This window comes from Microbacterium murale (assembly GCF_014635185.1).
Classification (GTDB): Bacteria; Actinomycetota; Actinomycetes; order Actinomycetales; family Microbacteriaceae; genus Microbacterium; species Microbacterium murale.
The window spans coordinates 346557-364705 of record NZ_BMCM01000004.1 but is presented as its reverse complement, the minus strand read 5'-3'; the positions used below and the strand labels follow the sequence as shown (position 1 = coordinate 364705).

General features: G+C 67.3%; 18 protein-coding genes and 1 tRNA gene. 13 read left to right on the top strand and 6 right to left on the bottom strand.

The annotated features are described in order from the left end of the window. The first annotated feature begins 33 nt into the window (after positions 1-33). From IEV67_RS14150 to IEV67_RS14125, 6 genes are all read left to right on the top strand, one after another. A complete protein-coding gene (locus IEV67_RS14150; protein WP_188437205.1) occupies positions 34-1320 on the top strand; it encodes an aspartate kinase in 1287 nt (428 codons plus the stop codon). Between the two features lie 43 nt (positions 1321-1363). Beyond that, positions 1364-2434 (top strand): aspartate-semialdehyde dehydrogenase, encoded by a 1071-nt coding sequence (locus IEV67_RS14145; RefSeq protein WP_188437204.1) that lies wholly within the window; start codon positions 1364-1366, stop codon positions 2432-2434. A gap of 100 nt (positions 2435-2534) precedes the next feature. Next, positions 2535-3965: a malate dehydrogenase (quinone) gene (gene mqo / locus IEV67_RS14140; RefSeq protein WP_229703154.1), complete on the top strand. Its 1431-nt coding sequence runs from the start codon at positions 2535-2537 to the stop codon at positions 3963-3965. A 9-nt stretch (positions 3966-3974) separates the two neighbouring features. Further along, positions 3975-4628, top strand: a complete 654-nt coding sequence (locus IEV67_RS14135; RefSeq protein WP_188437202.1) for a thymidine kinase — start codon at positions 3975-3977, stop codon at positions 4626-4628. Between the two features lie 63 nt (positions 4629-4691). Continuing rightward, positions 4692-5402: a FadR/GntR family transcriptional regulator gene (locus IEV67_RS14130; protein ID WP_188437201.1), complete on the top strand. Its 711-nt coding sequence runs from the start codon at positions 4692-4694 to the stop codon at positions 5400-5402. Between the two features lie 13 nt (positions 5403-5415). Further along, a complete protein-coding gene (locus IEV67_RS14125; RefSeq protein ID WP_188437200.1) occupies positions 5416-6675 on the top strand; it encodes an alpha-hydroxy acid oxidase in 1260 nt (419 codons plus the stop codon). On the opposite strand, the gene IEV67_RS14120 is transcribed toward IEV67_RS14125, so the two are convergent. The 5 genes from IEV67_RS14120 to IEV67_RS14100 form a co-directional block, all read right to left on the bottom strand. Then, the gene (locus tag IEV67_RS14120; RefSeq protein WP_188437199.1) at positions 6664-7506 is read right to left on the bottom strand and encodes a DUF1295 domain-containing protein; all 843 of its coding nucleotides are present in this window, start codon (positions 7504-7506) and stop codon (positions 6664-6666) included. The two genes, IEV67_RS14125 and IEV67_RS14120, sit on opposite strands and share 12 nt — an antisense overlap. 33 nt (positions 7507-7539) lie before the next feature. After that, complete coding sequence (locus IEV67_RS14115) at positions 7540-8295, bottom strand: HAD-IIB family hydrolase (RefSeq protein WP_188437198.1); 756 nt, start codon at positions 8293-8295, stop codon at positions 7540-7542. 94 nt (positions 8296-8389) lie between these two features. After that, positions 8390-8463 (bottom strand) — tRNA-Pro (locus IEV67_RS14110). A gap of 59 nt (positions 8464-8522) precedes the next feature. Further along, positions 8523-9473, bottom strand: coding sequence for a metallophosphoesterase (locus tag IEV67_RS14105; RefSeq protein WP_229703134.1), 951 nt, complete (start codon positions 9471-9473; stop codon positions 8523-8525). Then, a complete protein-coding gene (locus IEV67_RS14100; RefSeq protein ID WP_188437196.1) occupies positions 9464-12049 on the bottom strand; it encodes a transglycosylase domain-containing protein in 2586 nt (861 codons plus the stop codon). Before IEV67_RS14100 ends, IEV67_RS14105 begins: the two co-directional genes overlap by 10 nt. A gap of 78 nt (positions 12050-12127) precedes the next feature. Between IEV67_RS14100 and sp36 the strand changes: the two genes are divergently transcribed. Continuing rightward, positions 12128-12385, top strand: coding sequence for a Sp36 family protein (gene sp36 / locus IEV67_RS14095; protein WP_188437195.1), 258 nt, complete (start codon positions 12128-12130; stop codon positions 12383-12385). Continuing rightward, a complete protein-coding gene (locus IEV67_RS14090; RefSeq protein WP_188437194.1) occupies positions 12382-12840 on the top strand; it encodes a RidA family protein in 459 nt (152 codons plus the stop codon). Before sp36 ends, IEV67_RS14090 begins: the two co-directional genes overlap by 4 nt. A gap of 65 nt (positions 12841-12905) precedes the next feature. Here the strand turns inward: IEV67_RS14090 and acs are convergent, their stop codons facing one another. Beyond that, positions 12906-14873, bottom strand: a complete 1968-nt coding sequence (gene acs, locus IEV67_RS14085; protein ID WP_188437193.1) for an acetate--CoA ligase — start codon at positions 14871-14873, stop codon at positions 12906-12908. Positions 14874-15246: 373 nt separating this feature from the next. Between acs and IEV67_RS14080 the strand changes: the two genes are divergently transcribed. From IEV67_RS14080 to IEV67_RS14060, 5 genes are read left to right on the top strand one after another with little or no spacing between them, the layout of a single operon-like run. Continuing rightward, complete coding sequence (locus tag IEV67_RS14080) at positions 15247-16251, top strand: TadA family conjugal transfer-associated ATPase (protein WP_188437192.1); 1005 nt, start codon at positions 15247-15249, stop codon at positions 16249-16251. Beyond that, positions 16245-17162 carry a type II secretion system F family protein gene (locus tag IEV67_RS14075; protein WP_229703132.1) on the top strand — a complete coding sequence of 306 codons (918 nt, stop codon included), beginning with the start codon at positions 16245-16247 and terminating at the stop codon, positions 17160-17162. Before IEV67_RS14080 ends, IEV67_RS14075 begins: the two co-directional genes overlap by 7 nt. Positions 17163-17191: 29 nt before the next feature. Then, on the top strand, positions 17192-17389 hold the full coding sequence (locus IEV67_RS14070) for a DUF4244 domain-containing protein (protein WP_188437191.1): 198 nt from the start codon (positions 17192-17194) through the stop codon (positions 17387-17389). A gap of 30 nt (positions 17390-17419) precedes the next feature. Further along, positions 17420-17764 carry a TadE family type IV pilus minor pilin gene (locus IEV67_RS14065; RefSeq protein ID WP_188437190.1) on the top strand — a complete coding sequence of 115 codons (345 nt, stop codon included), beginning with the start codon at positions 17420-17422 and terminating at the stop codon, positions 17762-17764. Continuing rightward, the gene (locus tag IEV67_RS14060; protein ID WP_188437189.1) at positions 17764-18093 is read left to right on the top strand and encodes a helicase; all 330 of its coding nucleotides are present in this window, start codon (positions 17764-17766) and stop codon (positions 18091-18093) included. The genes IEV67_RS14065 and IEV67_RS14060 overlap by 1 nt, the downstream gene beginning before the upstream one ends. Positions 18094-18149 lie beyond the last annotated feature (56 nt).

Below are 18149 nucleotides of genomic sequence, written 5' to 3'. Positions count from 1 at the left end.
GGCGGATCTGCCCGAGATCCCTGGGAGTGTACGTTGGCCCTCATTGTGCAGAAGTACGGCGGCTCATCCGTCGCCGACGCCGAGAGCATCAAACGCGTCGCCAAGCGCATCGTCGACGCACGGCGCGCGGGCAACGATGTCGTCGTCGCCGTGAGCGCGATGGGAGACACCACCGACGAACTGCTCGAACTCGCAGGTGAAGTCGCCCCGATCCCCGCGCCACGCGAGATGGACATGCTGCTGAGCAGCGGGGAGCGCATCTCGATGGCGCTGCTGGCGATGGCGATCCATTCGATGGGGTTCGACGCCCGATCGTTCACCGGCAGCCAGGCCGGCATGATCACCGATGACCACCACGGCTCGGCGCGCATCGTCGATGTGACGCCGATTCGCCTGCGTGAAGCTCTGGACGAGGGCGCGATCGTCATCGTCGCCGGCTTCCAGGGGTTCAACCGCGACACCCGTGACATCACGACACTCGGACGCGGCGGATCCGACACGACGGCTGTGGCACTCGCCGCGGCTCTCGATGCCGATGTCTGCGAGATCTACAGCGACGTCGACGGCATCTACACGGCCGACCCGCGCGTGATCCCGCGTGCGCAGAAGCTCGATCACGTCTCCAGCGAGGAGATGCTCGAGCTCGCTGCGAACGGCGCGAAGGTGCTCTACATCCGCGCCGTCGAGTTCGCACGCCGTCACGGCGTGCTCATCCACGCACGCTCGACGTTCTCATCGAGTGAAGGCACATACGTTCTGGGCGAGGGCATGAAGAACCCTCGCGAAGCCGAGGGAGAAGTCATGGAAGAGCCGATCGTCGCCGGTGTCGCCACCGAACTGGGGCAGGCCAAGATCACCGTCGTCGGCGTGCCGGACGTCCCTGGGAAAGCGGCCGAGATCTTCAAGATCGTGGCGAAGTCCGGTGCGAACGTCGACATGATCGTGCAGAACGTCTCGGTGGCTGCCACCGGTCGTGCCGACATCTCGTTCACGCTGCCGAAGGGCGACGCCTCCACGGCGCTGAAGGCGCTCGCCGCCGAACAGTCGGACGTCGGCTTCGACAGTCTGATCCACGACGACCAGATCGGCAAGCTCTCCGTCGTCGGTGCGGGCATGCGCGTGCATTCCGGAGTGTCGGCGACGCTGTTCGAGGCGCTGTCGACCGCAGGCATCAACATCGAGATGATCTCGACCTCCGAGATCCGCATCTCGGTGGTGCTGCGCGGCTCGGACCTCGCCGATGCCGCCCGCATCGTGCACACCGCGTACGGTCTCGACGGTCAGGACGACGCCGTCGTCCACGCCGGCACCGGCCGCTGAAACCCGCGATAGACTCGCCCAAACCCCGTAGGAAGAGCCTTTCATGACCCGCATCTCCGACTCAGGACACTCCGTCGCCATCGTCGGCGCCACCGGCCAGGTGGGCACCGTGATGCGCGAGATTCTCGCGGAGCGGTCATTCCCGATTCGCGAACTGCGGCTGTTCTCGTCCGCTCGCTCGGCCGGAAGGACGATCGAGTTCGCCGGCGTGGACGTGGTCGTGGAGGATGTCGAGACGGCGGATGCCGCCAGCATCGAGATCGCGCTGTTCTCCGCAGGCGCGACGGCGAGCCGTGCGTACGCCGAGCGCTTCGCCGCCGCCGGTGCTGTCGTGATCGACAACTCCAGCGCCTGGCGCAATGACCCCGAGGTTCCGCTCGTGGTCAGCGAGGTCAACCCGCACGCGATCGATGAGCGTCCCAAGGGCATCATCGCCAACCCGAACTGCACGACGATGGCAGTGATGCCCGTGCTCAAGCCCCTGGCGATCGAAGCAGGGCTCGAACGGCTCATCGTCAGCACCTACCAGGCGGTTTCCGGATCCGGGCTCGCCGGGGCGCAGGAGCTGCTCGGCCAGGTCGAGGCGGCTGTCGCGCAGGGCGACGTCCTGCAGCTCGTGCACAACGGCTCGGGCATCGATTTCCCCGCACCGGAGAAGTACGTCGCGCCCATCGCGTTCGACGTCATCCCGCTCGCGGGCTCCATCGTCGAAGACGGTTTCAACGAGACCGACGAGGAGAAGAAGCTCCGCAACGAGAGCCGCAAGATCCTCGAGCTTCCCGACCTCCGTGTCGCCGGGACCTGCGTGCGCGTCCCGGTCTTCACCGGCCACTCGCTGTCGATCCACGCGGAGTTCTCGCGTGACATCACGCCGCAGCGCGCGGCCGAGGTGCTCGCCGCGGCTCCCGGTGTCGAGCTCGAAGAGGTCCCGACGCCGTTGAAGGCCGCTGGCAACGACCCGAGCTATGTCGGTCGCATCCGCGCCGACCAGTCCGCGCCCGAGAACAAGGGGCTCGTGCTGTTCATCAGCAACGACAACCTCCGCAAGGGTGCCGCGCTGAACGCCGTGCAGATCGCGGAGCTCGTCGCCGCTCGTCTCACCGTCGCGGCCTGACGCATACCGAGCGGCGGCCGTGGTCCGCGGCATCCGGCGTGCGAACTAGACTGGTCTGGTGACTGAATCCGTCGACGTCGTCCTCATCGGTGGTGGCATCATGAGCGCCACACTGGGCACTCTGCTGCACGAACTCCAGCCCGACTGGAAGATCGTCGCCTTCGAGCGACTGTCTGATGTCGCCCAGGAGAGCTCCAACCCCTGGAACAACGCAGGCACCGGCCATGCCGCGCTCTGCGAGCTGAACTACATGCCGAAGAACGACGGCGGCCCGCTGGATCCGGCCAAGGCCGTCTCGATCAACGAGCAGTTCCAGCAGAGTCGTCAGTTCTGGTCGTCGCTGGTCTCCAAGGGCGTGCTCGACGAGCCCTCGACGTTCATCAACGCCACCCCGCACATGACATTCGTGCGCGGCGAGAAGGATGTCGCGTACCTCAAGGCGCGCTACGAGGTGCTCAAGAAGCAGCCGCTGTTCGAGGGCATCGAGTACAGCGAGGACTCCCGCGTCATCAACCAGTGGGCGCCGCTGCTCATGCAGAAGCGCCGCAAGGGCGAGCCGTTCGCCGCGACCAGGGTGCCGGCCGGCACCGACGTCGACTTCGGCGCTCTGACGCACCAGCTCTTCGATCACCTCGCCGCGAGCGGCGTCGAGCTGCGCACGAACCAGGAGGTGCGAAAGCTCAAGAAGCAGAAGGACGGCAGCTGGCAGGTCTCGTACCGACGCGCTCTGGGACACACCCCGGGGCAGCTGAACGCGAAGTTCGTCTTCGTGGGCGCCGGCGGGTGGGCCTTGAAGATGCTGCAGCGCTCCGGCATCCCTGAGATCAAGGGTTATGGAGTGTTCCCGATTGGCGGTCAGTTCCTCAAGACCACCAACCCCGCCATCGTGTCGCAGCACAAGGCGAAGGTCTACTCCCAGGCATCCGTCGGCGCTCCGCCGATGTCGGTGCCGCACCTGGACACCCGTGTCGTCGACGGCGAAGCGTCGCTGCTGTTCGGCCCGTTCGCCACGTTCAGCCCGAAGTTCCTCAAGAACGGCTCGATGTTCGACATCGTGAGCCAGGTGCGCCCCCACAACCTCTGGCCCATGCTGCGGGTGGCCTTCGCGAACCCCGACCTGATCACGTACCTGGTCGGCGAACTGCTGAAGAACCACCGCAAGAAGGTCGACGGCCTCCGCGTCTTCATGCCCACGGCTGAGGACGAGGACTGGTCGCTCATCGATGCGGGCCAGCGTGCGCAGGTCATGAAGAAGGATGCCGAGAAGGGCGGGGTGCTGCAGTTCGGCACCGAGGTCGTCTCGGCTGCCGACGGTTCGATCGCCGGCCTGCTCGGTGCATCGCCCGGCGCATCGACCGCCGTGCCGATCATGCTCAGCCTGCTGAAGACCTGCTTCCCCGAGCAGTACGCCGGGTGGGAGCCCGCGCTGCGCGAGCTCATCCCGACGTACGGGGAGAAGCTGAACGAGAACGAGGCCGGTGCAGACGAGTCGATGACGGCGACGGCGGCCGCGCTCGGCATCTCGAGGTAGCAGCGCACCGTGGCGAAGCTGTACTTCCGCTACGGGGCGATGAACTCCGGCAAGTCGACGGCGCTGCTGCAGGCCGCGTACAACTATGAGGAGCGCGGCCAGCACGTGCTTCTCGCCAAGCCGGCGATCGACACCAAGGGTGCGAGCCAGGTGGAGAGCCGGCTCGGTATGACCCGCGAGGTCGACTTCCTGATCCCGCCCGACGGTGACGCGCGTGCGCTGTTCCAGCAACAGCGCACGCGAGTGCAGCGACACCACGACGACGAGCTCATCCCGGGGGAGCCCATCGATGTGGCGTGCCTGCTCATCGATGAGGCGCAGTTCCTCACACCCGCGCAGATCGACGATCTGTTCCGGATCGCGGTGGTCGACGGCATCCCGGTGATGGCCTACGGCATCCGCAACGACTTCCTGACCCACGCCTTCCCCGGCTCTGCGCGGCTGCTCGCGATCGCGCACTCCCTGGAGGAGCTCAAGACGATCTGCCGCTGCGGCCGCAAGGCCGTCTTCAACGGTCGTGTGATCAACGGCCGCTTCGTGTTCGACGGCGATCAGGTCGCGATCGACGAGGGTGCGGCCGCCGGAGCGCCGGCGGATGTCGTCACCTACGAGTCGCTGTGCGGCGACTGCTACCTGCAGGAGTCCGGCGGGCGCCTGGGCTGACCCGCACGTATTTGTGTGGTCAGACCACACGATGTACGCTGTGGTCAGACCACAGGAGGCATCGTGACGGATCGTGCTTGGAAGACGGTGCTCGAACGCATCGAGCGCGACCTGCTGGACGGCCACCTCGCCCCCGGCGACCGGCTTGCCTCCGAGCGTGAACTCGCCGCTGATCTCGGAGTCGGTCGCTCGAGCGTCCGCGAGGCGCTGCGCGTGCTCGAGGTCATGGGGCTGATCCGCACGGCGACCGGCTCAGGGCCGCAGGCGGGCGCGATCGTCATCGCCACACCCTCCGGGGGGATGTCCGCGTTGCTGCGCCTTCAGGTGGCCGCACAGGGCTTCGCCCTGGCAGATGTCGTACGCACCCGACTCGTGCTCGAGGATGCTGTCGTTTCCGACCTCGCATCGAGCCCCGCGCGTGACACCGCCGCGGCGCACCAGGTGCTCGACGCGATGGATGCCGCGGGGCTCACCACCGGCGAGTTCCTCGCGCTCGACGCACAGCTGCACCTGGCACTCGCCGAGTCCACTGGCAACACCGTGATCGCCGCGATGATGGCGGGCCTGCGTACGTCCATCGAGTCGTACGTGCTCACCGGCTCCGCATCCATCGACGACTGGGACGCGATGTCGATCCGGTTGCGGCACGAGCACCGCGCACTGATCGCTGCGATCGACGGGGGAGACGCGGATGCCGCGCGGATCCTCGTCCATGACCACATCACCGGCTACTACACCGCGGCCGGTCTCACCGCCGCTCGTCCCGCCCACTGAAAGGAAGAGGCCCATGGTCACCCGCCAGGTACCCAAGCCCTCAGAGCTCCTCGAGCTCATGAAGTTCAAGAAGCCCGAACTCGACGGACGCAAGCGCCGCCTCGACGCGGCCCTCACGATCGACGATCTGCGCACGATCGCGAAGCGCCGCACACCGACAGCAGCGTTCGACTACACCGACGGCGCCGCAGAGGGCGAGCTGTCGCTGACGCGCGCGCGACAGGCGTTCCGCGACGTGGAGTTCCATCCCGGCATCCTGAAGCCCGCCCCTGACGTCGATACGTCGGTCGACATCCTCGGCGGCCCCAGCGCACTTCCCTTCGGCATCGCGCCGACCGGCTTCACCCGCCTCATGCAGACCGAGGGCGAAGAGGCCGGCGCGGGCGCAGCAGCAGCCGCCGGCATCCCGTTCACGCTCTCCACGCTCGGCACCACGTCGATCGAGGGCGTGAAGGCCGCGAACCCGAACGGACGCAACTGGTTCCAGCTGTACGTCATGCGCGACCGCGAGATCTCCTACGAGCTCACCCGTCGTGCCGCTGCCGCAGGCTTCGACACGCTGCAGTTCACCGTCGACACCCCGGTCGCCGGCGCACGTCTGCGCGACAAGCGCAACGGATTCTCGATCCCGCCGCAGCTCACGCTCGGAACGATCATCAACGCGATTCCCCGACCCTGGTGGTGGTGGGACTTCCTGACGACGCCGAAGCTCGAGTTCGCGTCACTCAGCACCACGGGCGGCACGGTCGGCGAACTGCTGGACGCTGCGATGGACCCGACGATCAGCTACGACGACCTTGCGGTGATCCGCGATCTGTGGCCAGGCAAGATCGTCATCAAGGGCGTGCAGAACGTCGAGGACTCAGTGCGGCTCCGCGACGCCGGCGTCGACGGCATCGTGCTGTCGAACCACGGCGGTCGTCAGCTCGATCGTGCACCCATCCCGTTCCATCTGCTGCCGAAGGTGCGTAAGGAGGTCGGTGACGACTTCACCGTCATGGTCGACACCGGCATCATGAACGGGGCCGACATCGTCGCTGCCGTCGCCCTCGGCGCGGACTTCACCCTCATCGGACGCGCGTACCTCTACGGGCTGATGGCCGGTGGCCGACAGGGCGTGGATCGCACGATCACGATTCTGCGCACCGAGATCGAGCGCACGATGCGTCTGCTCGGCGTCGCCTCCCTCGCCGAACTCGAGCCGGGGCATGTGACGCAGCTCACCCGGCTCGTGCCGGTGGGCACCACGGCGACGGCCGTCTCAGCCCGCTGAACGCCGTGCACGCAGGCGGGTGGCCCGCGGAGGAAGGGGCACGAGCATCGAGGTCGTGCGCCGATACTCGGCATACTCCGGATATCGGGATGCCGAGATCGATTCGGTGAAGATCGTCGAGCCGATGAACAGCGCCGTCAGCAGCAGCGGACCGACGATCGTCCAGTTCAGCGCCCCACCGAGGAGGCCGAGACCGGATGTCACCGCCGCTGTCGCCCCGATCGCGTAGAACACCCACCACTGGGCCTGCTCGAAGAAGAAGTTCGGGTGACGGCTGTAGCGGAACAGGCCGGCGGTGAGGAACCCGGATGCCTGACCGGCGCTCTTGCGGCTGTGGAAGTTCCATTGCTGCTGATCGGCGATCGTCTCACCGCTCAGCAGCGCGAGGAACAGCACGGCGAATGCGGCATCCCCTGCGGTGAACGGTGCGAGATGCTGCAGGGCGACGTGCGCGGGCAGCGTGATGAGCACGAGCAGCGTCATCTGGAATCCGATGATGAACAGCAGATTGAAGACCTGGAACTGCCACGGCCGCATTCGACCGCGCAGGATCGCCCACCGGTAGTCCTCGGTGCCCCTGTAACCGCCCTTGCGCGCGAAGTTGAAGGTGAGCCGGGCGCCCCAGGCGGTGACGAGGAGTGCCATGACCACGAGTCGTGTCGGGTCTGCGCCGGAGGCGAGCGCAGCCGCGGCGAAGATCCACACGTAGACGACCGGCACGATTGACCAGGCGCGGTCCACCCAGGAGGTGTCGCGGGTGAAAAGCGACAGCAGCCAGCACGCCGCGCTGGCGCACGCGGCGACGACGATGGTGAGCGTCAGCGGGTCCATGCCGCAATGCTACGACTCGGCCACCCGGCGCGGCTACAGCGTGGGGAGCAGCTCGTCCAACTCGGTCGCGGTGTGCTCCCATCCGGTCACCGCGACGGAGCGGACACCGAGCGCCTTGACCGGAAAGTCGTTGCCGCCCTCGTCGAGGCGGTCGCCGTAGAACAGCATGTCGCTCAGCGGGATGCCGGTGTGCTCGGCGAGGGCCTTCATACCGTGCGCCTTGTCGATTCCGGCGAGGGTGATGTCGATCGACGTCGAACCACCGGAGCGCACCTCGAGTTCAGGCAGTCGCGCGGCGACGGCATCACGCAGCAGCCTGCGCTTGGCTCCGGTCGGATCCCATGCCTGCTTCGCCTCGTGCGGGGCCTTCTGCCCGAGCGCCGAGAACGTGATCTGCGAGCCGCGGTCCTCGAGGATCTCGCCCCAGGGGCTCTGCTCCCAGAGTCCGAGGCGTTCCGCCTCTTCACGAAGCGCCTGCAGTGCAGCGGACTTCTGCTCGTCCGACAGGTCGTGCGCGTACACGGTGTCGAACCCGACCCCGTCATGGCGGAGGTAGCGTGTGCCGCACGTCGGCAGCAGGTGCAGGCGGCCCAGGTCGACGACATCCGCGTCGCCGAGCTGCGAGATCACCTGGGTGCGGAACTGCTGTTCGTTGCCACCGGAGATGATCGCGACGTCGACGCGGCGCAGGAGCGCGAGCAGCTGAGCGGCGATCCTGGGGTCGATGGCGCTCTTGGACGGAGCGAGGGTGTCATCGAGGTCGAATGCGACGAGTCGGGGAGTGGTCATGATGTCTCCAGCGTAGGCGAGCGGGGCGCGGCATTCGTTCCAGCCAGGACGTGAAGAAGGCCGCCCCGGTGGGGCGGCCTTCTTGCAACAGCGGTCGGGGTGACAGGATTTGAACCTGCGGCCTCTTCGTCCCGAACGAAGCGCGCTACCAAGCTGCGCCACACCCCGTTGCAACCGTTTGAGTCTACAGGGAAACGAGCGCTGCGCCGAATCGACGCTCTCTCACGTCAGGTGGGCGTGTCCTGCGCCGTGAGCGTCAGGAGAGTCGCCTCCGGACGGCATGCGAAGCGTACTGGCGCGTAGATCGAGTGTCCGCAGCCGGCACTGACGTTCAGCGGGATGCTGCGCCCGTCGTGCGTCCAGGTGCTGAGGCCCTTGGCCTGCTTCAGCGGGATGTCGCAGTTCGCCACGAGGGTGCCGAATCCGGGCAGGCAGACCTGGCCGCCGTGGGTGTGCCCGCCGAAGATCGCCTGCGCACCGAGGTCGGTGAACGTGTTGAGGACGCGCTGGTACGGCGCATGAGTGACGCCCAGCAGGGGAGTGGCCGCGTCACGAGCACCGAGTGACTCGATGGCCGCTGGCAGGGCATCGAGCTCGTCCCAGTCGCGGTGCGCGTCGTCGACGCCGAACAGGTCGACGTCGGTGCCGGCGACGTTCAGTCGCGTGGCCGCGTTGTTGAGATCGGTCCAGCCGAGCTCGTCGATGAAGTACGCGTCGAGCGCATCCGTATCGAGGTGCTCGGGCTCCTGGTGGCGCTTGGAAGGCCCGGCGAAATACCGCAGCGGATTGCGCGGCGAAGGGCCGTAGACATCGTTCGAGCCGTGCACGAACACTCCGGGGATCCCCGCGAACGCGTCGAAAGAGCGACGGATGCCCTGCAGACCGTCGCGGTGGCCGAGATTGTCGCCCGTGTTGATGACGAGGTCGGGTTCCAGCTCGGCGAGCGACGAGAGCCAGTCCTGCTTTCGGTGCTGCCACGGCGCCATGTGGGCATCGGAGATATGCAGGACCCGGATCGGCGGTGCCCCGGCGGGCAGAGCCCTGGCTGAGGCCTCCCTGAGGGTGAACAGGTAGCGCTCGATGCCGATGCCCCACACCGCGCAGGCGGCGCCGACGGCCCCCACCGCGCCGAGCGCGATGAGGGCCGGGTGGGCGGCGCGCTGGCCCGCTACGAGCACTTGACTGTCACGGCAGTCGACTTCTTCGTCGCGGTTCCCGCTGCCGGCGTGGTGCTGTTGACCGTCTTGTCGTCGTCGTCGCCGGCAGCGCATGACGCATGCGGGGTCACGCTGGTGAACCCGGCGGCCTTCAGAGCTTCGACGGCATCGGCGAGCGGCTTTCCGGAGACGTCGGGCACCGTCGCGCCCTGTCCGTTGCTCGGTGAGATCGTGACCGTCGTGCCGCTGGACACCTGACCCGCCCCAGGATCCTGCGTGGCGACGATGCCCTCGGCAGCATCGCTGTCGACGGGCGCGCCGACGTTCACCGAGAATCCGGCGCCCTCGAGCGTCGAGGTCGCATCCGCCACGCTCTGGCCGACGACGTTCGGCAGATCGACCAGCACCCGGCGGGTGAGGTTGTTGTCCGGCGCGGGGAACTGGTCGCCCCCGCCGAGTACGGCGTTCGCTGCGGCCTGCATGTCGCGGGCGACGTCGTAGCGGATGTTCTGCAGGTAGTTGCCGTTGAACCACTCGTTCCAGATGTTCGCCTGGCCCTCTGTGCGGCCGATGTACACGGCAGATGCTGCCTTGGTGCTCGCCTCGATCATCATCGTCGCGTACGTCTGGTGCGAACCGGTCTTGCCGATCAGGGGGGTTCCGTCCCACGGGTTCGCGCCGGAACCGGTTCCGCCTTGGGCCATGACTCCCTGCAGTGCGTAGGCAGCGGTGGCCGCGACCTCGGGAGTGATCACCTGCGAGCAGGCGGTCTCCGGGACCGGCAACTCCTCGCCCTTCTGGTTGACGACCCGGTCGATCGCCTTCGGGGGGCAGTAGACGCCCTTGTTGGCGACCGTCGCGTACGCGCTGGCCATGTCGAGCGGTGCGATGTATTTGTCCCCGAGGACGTTGTAGGGGTAGTTGAAGTCCGTCGTCTTCACGACTTTCTGCGCGTCGGGGTCCCACGTCGTGACACCCATGCGATCGGCCACGGCGTTGATGTCGCAGATCTCCAGCTTGGATGCCATGGCGAAGTAGCCCGAGTTGAGCGAGTCCTTCGTGAACCGCATGGGTGTGCCGTAATAGCCGGGATTGTTGTTGAAGTTGTTGACCTCACTGGTCTTGAGAGGTTGGGTCTGTCCATCGCACACATTCATCTTCAACGTCTGGTGGCGGCCGTTGATCGACTCGTTGACGGAGTGCCCGGTCTCGAGCCAGTCGATCAGCGTGAACAACTTGTACGTCGATCCGACCGGGAACCCTGCGGATCCGCCGTGGGCGTAGTCCGCGGCGTACACGAGGCTCGAATATGCCTGATCCTCGGTCGGAGTCTCCTGGAAAGTCGTGTTCTGCGTAATCGCGAGGATCCTGCCGGTCGCGGGTTCGATCGTGACACCGGCACCGCCGAAGTACTGGTTGTCGTAATTCGCCGGCACCCGGTCCTTGAGAGCGGCCACAGCAGGGTCCTGAATGCGCAGATCCAGCGAGGTGTAGATCTCCAAGCCGTCGCGCTGAAGTGCCTTCACGCGCTCCTCGGGAGAGTCGCCGAAGGCGGGGTCGCTCAGAACCACAGTCTTCACGTACTGGCAGAAGTAGGCGTTGTTCTGCGCGGCCGCGCAACCCTGCGACGGCGGCTGAAGGGCGGGGACGATGGGAGCCTCAATCGCCTCGGCGTGCTGCGCTTCGGTGATCTTGCCGTCTGCGTACATGCGGTTGATGACGTAGTCGCGGCGAACCTTCGTCAGCGAATAGCCGTCCGCCTCGCTGTTCACAGCGTTGCCGTCGGTATCGGTGGCGGAGCCGCCCGTCTTGTCGATGCGGTATCGGTTCGGATTCTGCACGATGCCGGCGAGTGTCGCGGCCTGCGCGATCGTCAGATTCGATGCGCTGGTGCTGAAGTAGTAATTCGCGGCGGCCTCGATGCCGTACACGGTGCCGCCGAAACTGGCGATGTTCAGGTAGCCGAGCAGGATCTCGTTCTTCGAGTAGTCCTTCTCGATCTGGATCGCGTATCGCATCTCCTGCAGCTTGCGCTCGATGCCGTCGGTGCCCACGGCGTTGGTGGCGTCCAGCCAGCACTGCGCGGTCTTGTCGGCGTAGTTCTCGTCGCCAGGGAGCACCTTCTGCTCGCACTGCTGCACGAGCACGTTCTTCACGTACTGCTGGCTGATCGTGGATGCGCCGCGCGACGACGTGCCGCGCACGTTGTCGATCAGCGCTTTCGCGGTCGCACCGAGGTTCACTCCGCCGTGCTCGTAGTAGCCCTTGTCCTCACTGGAGAGAATGGCGTCGTACATGACGGGGGAGACCTGGTCGAACTCCACCTGCGTGCGGTTCTGGTCGAAGAACGTCGCCATCTGCACCGGCTGGCCGTCGTAGCCGATCGCGTAGAACTTGCTCGGCTCCATCGGCGCGTCCGGCTTCAGGTACGACGGCAGGTTCTCGAACAGATCGAGGGCTTGGGATCCGGCGGCTCCGGCGACGGCGAGCGCGGGCGTGACCGTCGCGGTCACCAGGATCCCGGCGACAGCGCTGAGCCCGATCAGACCGAGAAGGCCGCCGAGCACGCCTTTCGCCGTGCGATTCTTCTGAGGCATACGCTAGATCGTAGGGGAGTTCCCTGAATACCGCCTTTGACGCTCGACGTGTCGACCGTCTCTGACCGCAGGAGTGCCATGAACACGTGGGAGTACCTCACCACCCCGCTGCTGATCCACAACACCGCCGCGATCCTCAACAACTGGGGAAAGCAGGGCTGGGAGCTCGTGCAGGTCGTCCAAGGTCCTGAAGGGGGCCTCGTGGCGTACTTCAAGCGGCCAGTGTCGCAGGACGGATCGAACAGCGCTGGGCTCGCAGCCGCAGAGCAGGCATCGCGCCAGTTCGAGGGCGATGTCCTGAGCGAGCGCAGCGAGTCGAAGGGCGGTGCCGCATGAGCATCGCGGCCCGGCTGAGTGAGCTCGAGATAGAGCTGCCCGACGTCGCCGCCCCCGTCGCGGCCTACGTCCCCGCCGTCGTGCACGCCGGCCTCGTGTACACCTCGGGTCAGCTGCCGTTCGCATCCGGTGCCCTGCCCGCGACCGGAAAGGTCGGCGCAGAGGTGACCGCCGAAGACGCCAAGACCTACGCGCGCACCTGCGCGCTGAACGCTCTCGCCGCCGCGGCCGCCGCCGCAGGCGGACTGGAGAAGATCGGCGGCGTACTGCGCGTCGGCGGCTTCGTGGCATCCGATCCGGCCTTCACCGGCCAGCCCGGCGTCATCAACGGCGCGAGCGACGTGCTCGGCGAGATCTTCGGCGACGCCGGACAGCATGCTCGCGCAGCCGTCGGCGTCGCCGTGCTGCCTCTGGACAGCCCGGTCGAGGTCGAGGTGACCTTCACCCTCGCCTGAGCAACTCGTCTCTACATGAAGAAGGTCCCCGCACCGTGAGTGCGGGGACCTTCTTCATGTCCTGGTTACTTGACCTGTGCCGAGATGATGCTCATGACGGCGGTGTCCGCCAGCGTCGTGGTGTCGCCGACCTCGCGGCCCTCTGCGACATCGCGCAGCAGGCGACGCATGATCTTGCCCGAGCGGGTCTTGGGCAGCTCGCCGACGATGTAGACATCGCGGGGTCGGGCGATCGCGCCGATCTGCTCGCCGACCCACTGGCGTAGCTGCGTCGCAAGTCCCGCCGCATCGTGTGCGGAGAGGTAGCTCTCCTTGATGATGACGAAGGCCACGACGGCCTGTCCGGTGGTCTCATCCGACGCACCGACCACTGCGGCCTCGGCGGTCGCCTCGTGGGCGACCAGCGACGACTCGATCTCGGCCGTGGAGAGGCGGTGGCCGGAGACGTTCATCACGTCATCCACGCGTCCGAGCAGCCACAGGTCGCCATCCTCGTCCAGGCGCGCACCGTCGCCAGCGAAGTAGTACCCCTGCTTCTCGAACTTGTCCCAGTACGTCTCCTTGTAGCGCTCTGGGTCGCCCCAGATGCCGCGCAGCATGCTCGGCCACGGCTCGGTGATCACGAGCAGACCGCCGTTGCCGTTGCCGACCTCTTCTCCGGCTTCATCGACGACGTCGATGGTGATGCCGGGCAGCGGCACCTGCGCGGAGCCCGGCTTCGTCGCCGTGATGCCTGGCAGTGGCGAGACCATGATGGCTCCGGTCTCGGTCTGCCACCAGGTGTCGACGATCGGGGCGTTGCCGCCGCCGATGACCTCGCGGTACCACATCCATGCCTCGGGGTTGATGGGCTCGCCCACCGAGCCGAGCAGCCGGATGGACGACAGATCGAACTTCCGCGGCACGCTGCGGCCGATCTTCATGAACGAGCGGATCGCTGTGGGGGCGGTGTAGAAGATCGTCACGCCGTACTTCTCGATGATCTCCCACCAGCGCCCAGGATGCGGGGCGTCCGGGGTGCCTTCGTAGAGAACCTGAGTCGCGCCGTTCGCGAGCGGCCCGTAGGTGACATAGGTGTGGCCGGTGACCCAGCCGATGTCCGCCGTGCACCAGAACACGTCCGTCTCCGGCTTCAGATCGAAGACGTTCCTGTGCGTGTACGCCGCCTGGGTCAGGTAGCCGCCCGAGGTATGCAGGATGCCCTTCGGCTTTCCGGTCGTCCCCGACGTGTAGAGGATGAACAGCGGATTCTCCGCCGGGAAGGCCCGAGCCTCGTGCTCTGCGGATGCGGCGGGAACCGCGTTGTGCCACCAGTGATCGCGGCCCTCTGTCCAATCGACCTCGTTCTCGCCGCGCTTGACGACGAGCACGTGCTCGACGGTCTGCTGCTCGCCGTCGCCGCGGTCGCTGAGTGCCTGGTCGACGGCGGGCTTGAGCGCAGAGACGCGCCCCTTGCGATAGCCGCCATCGGCGGTGATGACGACCTTCGCGCCGGCGTCATCGATGCGGGAGCGAAGGCTGTCGGCGCTGAAACCGCCGAACACCACCGAGTGGACGGCGCCGAGGCGTGCCACCGCGAGCATCGACGCGACCGCTTCGGGGATCATCGGCAGATAGATGGCGACACGGTCGCCGGCGGTGACCCCGTACCCTTCCAACACATTCGCCACGCGCTTGACCTCTTCGGTCAGCTCGGCATACGTGATGCGTCGTGTGTCGCCAGGTTCGCCCTCCCAGAGGATGGCGACGCGGTCGCCGTTGCCGGCTTCGACGTGCCGATCGAGACAGTTGTAGGCGACGTTGAGCTCGCCGTCGTCGAACCACTTCGCGAACGGGGGAGTGGACCAGTCGAGCACGCGGGTGAAGGGCTTGTGCCAGTGCAGCAGCTCTCTGGACTGCTCGCCCCAGAACGCGTCGCGATCGGCGTGGGCGTGCTGGTACAGCTCGGGCTGGGCGACGGCGGATGCGGCGAACTCCTGCGAAGGCGGGAACCTGCGAGTCTCGTCGAGGAGATGATCGATCTGGCTGCTCATGGCATGCGCTCCTTTGCGGCGGACGAGATCGTGCAGAGCGCACGACCGTGACACGGTGAATCTAGTCTGCGCCTCAATGCGCAAATACTCCCGAAAGTCGGTAGCGCGACGGGTTTTGTGAGGACGGTCGCCTTGCGTACACTCGACGTCAGCCGTGTATTCATTCGGCCATGGCGTGCCCGTCGTCCCCCGGATCCGGCACGCCTCTGGGCGGCATCCCATTCCCCCCGTGAGGTGCCGCCCTCCTCCGCGTCAAGCCGTCTTCTGCGCTGGGCACGCAGTCGTTCTGCACTGTGGCCTGGACGTGCCGGGTTGCGCACAGCCCGTGGGATTCCGGCGCTCACGGGAACGCAGCGGCGCATAGCGTCGGGGCATGCCACAGCCGTTCATCATCCAGCCGCGCCATGCGGTGCCCGCCGACGAGGGCGTCAGCGCGCTCCCCGCCGACGTGGATGCCGCGTTCGGGCCGCTCGCCGAGCACTGCGCAGATCCTCGGGTGACAGACGTGTTCGTCAACGGTGCGGACGGACTCTTCGTCGATCGCGGCGACGGTGCGGAGCGAGTGGCGGGATGGGCCGCATCGGAGCGGGAGGTGCGCGACCTCGCCGTCGCGCTGATCGGAGCAGGCGGACGCCATCTCGACGATCAGTCGCCGTGCGTGGATGTGCGGCTCGCGTCCGGCATCCGAGTGCATGCGGTGCTCGCGCCGGTGTCGACGTCGGGCACCGCTGTGTCGGTGCGCATTCCGCGCGTGCGCGCAGTCGATCTCGATGCTCTGGCGGCGCTCGGGGCATTCGACGCATCGCAGCAGGCGTGGCTGGAGCACTTGGTCGCTGACCGCGCGAACATCCTCATCACCGGTGGCACCGGCACAGGAAAGACGACACTGCTCACCGCGCTGCTGCACAGCGTTCCAGCATCCGAGCGCATCGTCACGATCGAAGACGTCGCGGAACTGCGGCCGGCGCATCCGCACCATGTCGCTCTTGAAGCCAGGCAGGCGAATCTCGAGGGGGCCGGCTCCATCACGCTCGCCCGGCTCGTCCGCGAGTCGCTGCGCATGCGTCCGGACCGGCTCGTCGTCGGTGAATGCCGCGGCGAGGAGGTGCGCGAACTGCTCTCCGCACTGAACACGGGCCACGACGGCGGTGCGGGCACTCTGCACGCCAGCGGGCTCGTCGACGTACCGGCGCGGTTGGAGGCGCTGGGAGCGCTGGCCGGAATGGACGCAACGGCACTGGCGCGGCAGGCCGTCAGCGCTTTCACCATCGTGGTTCATCTGGCGCGCGGCAGTGACGGCGTACGGCGTATCGCCAAGGTGGGACGATTTCTGCTGCGTGCCGATCGACTCGACATCGAGGAGGTACGGCCATGGTGAGTCTCGTTTCGATGCCGGGCCTGCGGCCGGCGACGGCAGCGGATGCCGGTGCAGAGGAGGCCGCGGTCTCGGTGCGCACACTCGCCGTGCTGCTGCAGGCGGGCGCCGTTCCCCTCAATGCCTGGCGTCATCTCGCCGATTCGGGCGACGTGCATGCGGAGAGCGTGGTCGCGCGCTGCGATGAGGGTGCCGGCCTCGTCGACGCGATCGAGGCCGAGGGCGGGGCGTGGGCGGATGTCGCGGCCGCGTGGGATGTCGCGACGACCGTGGGGGCTCCGCTCGCGGAAGTGCTGAGGTCGCTCGCGGAGACGATGCGCGATGCGGCTGCCGCAGCCGACGACGTGCGCATCGCGCTCGCAGAGCCGGCCGGTACCGCACGGCTGCTGCTCTGGATGCCGCTCGCGGGGCTTTTGCTCGGATTCGCGCTCGGCTTCGACACGGTGAGTGTGCTCTTCAGCAATCCCCTCGGCACTGCCTGCCTGATCGTCGGCCTGCTTCTCGTGCTCGGCGCCCGCCTGTGGACTCGTCGACTGCTCCGGCGGGCGCAGCCGGATCCGGGAACCCCAGGGATGCATGCCGAACTCATGTCCGTGGCCCTGTCGGGTGGCGCATCCATCGAGCGCTCGTTGCGCCTCGTCGACGACAGTCCGGCGCGCGATCGCATCAGCGGCACACATACCAGGGGCGTACTCGAGCTGTCGCGCGCGGCCGGCGTACCCGCGGGCGAGCTGCTGCGCGCCGCCGCCGCGCAGGAGCGTCATGATGCACGCATCCGCGGACGGCTGCGTGCATCCAAGCTCTCCTCGCAGCTGATCATCCCGCTCGGCGTCTGCACGCTCCCCGCCTTCCTGCTGCTCGGCGTCGCGCCGCTCATGCTCTCCGTCATGTCATCAACCCCGTTGCCGATCTGACGGCAGCACAACAGAAAGAAGGAAACACGATGCACACCATCCCCACCCTCACCAGACGCCGCGCTGCGTCGCTCTTCACCGATGAATCCGGTGCCGCCACCGCTGAGTACGCCATCACGACGATGGCGGCCGTCGCGTTCGCGGGGTTACTAGTGGTCATCATGCGATCGGACGAGGTGCGCGGCATTCTGACGGATCTCGTGCGCCGTGCGCTCACGGTCTCGTAGACGATGAGGATGCGGCGGACGAACAATGAGATGACAAGGAGGCGCGACTTCGAACGCGGATCGGTCGCCGCCGAGCTGGCGATCGCCCTCCCCGCAGTGGTGCTCGCACTGCTGCTGGGCGTCGGCGCGCTCGGCGCCGCCGCACGACAGGTGTCGCTGCAGGATGCCGTGGCAGACGCCGCACGTCTGCTGGGGCGGGGCGAAAGCGCTGCGATCGCTCATGCGGCGGTGACGGCTTCCGTCAGCGATGCGAACGTGTCGAGCGAGCTCCGCGGCGACCTCAGCTGTGTCAGCGCCAGGGTCGATGCGGTGATCGGACGCATCATCCACATCCCGCTGACCGCCTCGAGCTGTGCGCTCAGCGGAGGACTCTGATGGCCGGCAGTGCGCTCGCCGCCGGTGTGCTGGCGGTCGCGGCATCCCTGTCACTGGGACTCGCCGCCGTCGGAGGTGCGGCCGTCACCGCCCAGCGCGCCGCCGGCGCAGCGGACGCTGCCGCGCTCGCGGCCGCCGATGCGTCCTCCGGTGCGATCGTCACCGGAGAAGAGCCCTGTGCACTCGCCGTGAGGGTGGCAGCGGCATCCGGAGCGACGCTCACATCGTGCACGCTGGCCGGACCGGTGGCGACCGTGCAGGTCGAGGCGGCGTACGCTGGTCTTGCTGCCGTCTCCCGAGCCCGTGCCGGGCCACCCGAGGGATTCTGACGGCTCCACCCACGGCTCCGCTGTGAATGCACCACGTCAGTGGTGTGTATGGTGTG